We start from the raw sequence: 1002 nt of genomic DNA on the forward strand, positions 1-1002 counted from the left end.
CCCTATGAAGGACTATCAAAAATCAGCAAATTTTGCTTAAAAAATGTGCAAAAACGCCTTTATTCGCTTAATTTTTCAGCAAAATTTCAGGCCTTTTCCCTACCTGTCATAGAGGCTGAACAGTTACCTTTATTCAACACACTACCACCGCCAAATTGATATATGTCGTGGCGGGTATGACCCATTTTTGCCTAGGCTACACATTACGCAAGCTTATCGTTAGCATGATCGCAATTGGTATAGCCGGGCTCATCCTGGTCCTCGTGGGGATGGCGCTGTGGCAGTGGCTGTTAGCGTAGCAGGAGCAAACGTGAGCGCAGATCAGAAAGTAGTGCTTACGGCCGAAGAATGGAGGTCAAAACTGGTCCAAGCGTCCATGCTCTCGGCTAAAGAAATACAGTGCCCAATGTGTGGTGGCACCGGCGGTTGGCCCGGGCTGTTGGAGTTTGTATGGTGCCGGGCTTGCAATCGCACTGGTATAAATCCTTGTTATACTTTGGCATAGCTAGTAGATCGACTAACTGGATGTGATAGTTTGCCAGCAGACCCGACTAAACAGAGTCAATATTTTGATGTCTAAGCTCCGTGTGCATTTTTACTGGAGTGACGTCATGTTGAAATATCGAATTATCCTGACAGAATCGGAACGTGAGCAATTAACAGAGTTGTTGAGCAAGGGGAAACATGCCGCGCGTAAGCTGACGCGTGCACGCATTCTGTTGTTGAGCCACGAAGGTCGGACGAACGCCGAAATTGTTGATGCGCTCGGCGTTGGCAGCGCGACGGTGGATCGTGTGCGCAAGCATTGCGCGGAGGAAGGCGTGGAGGCGGCGCTGGTGGATAGGCCGCGACCGGGCGCGCAATTGAAGCTCGACGGTAAGCGCTCCATAAACCCCAGACTTGCTGGCTAATCCGAATTTCCGCATTCTTGCTACTTCGATTTGATACCGGAGCAAGCATGGAAAACACGACCGTTTTTTGGGAGAAGCACGTTGCCGCGAT

General features: G+C 50.1%; 1 protein-coding gene. It reads left to right on the top strand.

The window, feature by feature from the left end; genetic code table 11:
* The first annotated feature begins 611 nt into the window (after positions 1 to 611).
* Positions 612 to 911: a helix-turn-helix domain-containing protein gene (locus F2P45_RS34275; protein ID WP_166882668.1), complete on the top strand. Its 300-nt coding sequence runs from the start codon at positions 612 to 614 to the stop codon at positions 909 to 911.
* The last annotated feature ends 91 nt before the right edge of the window (positions 912 to 1002 follow it).

Source organism: Massilia mucilaginosa, from assembly GCF_011682145.1.
GTDB classification, from domain to species: domain Bacteria; phylum Pseudomonadota; class Gammaproteobacteria; order Burkholderiales; family Burkholderiaceae_D; genus Telluria_A; species Telluria_A mucilaginosa.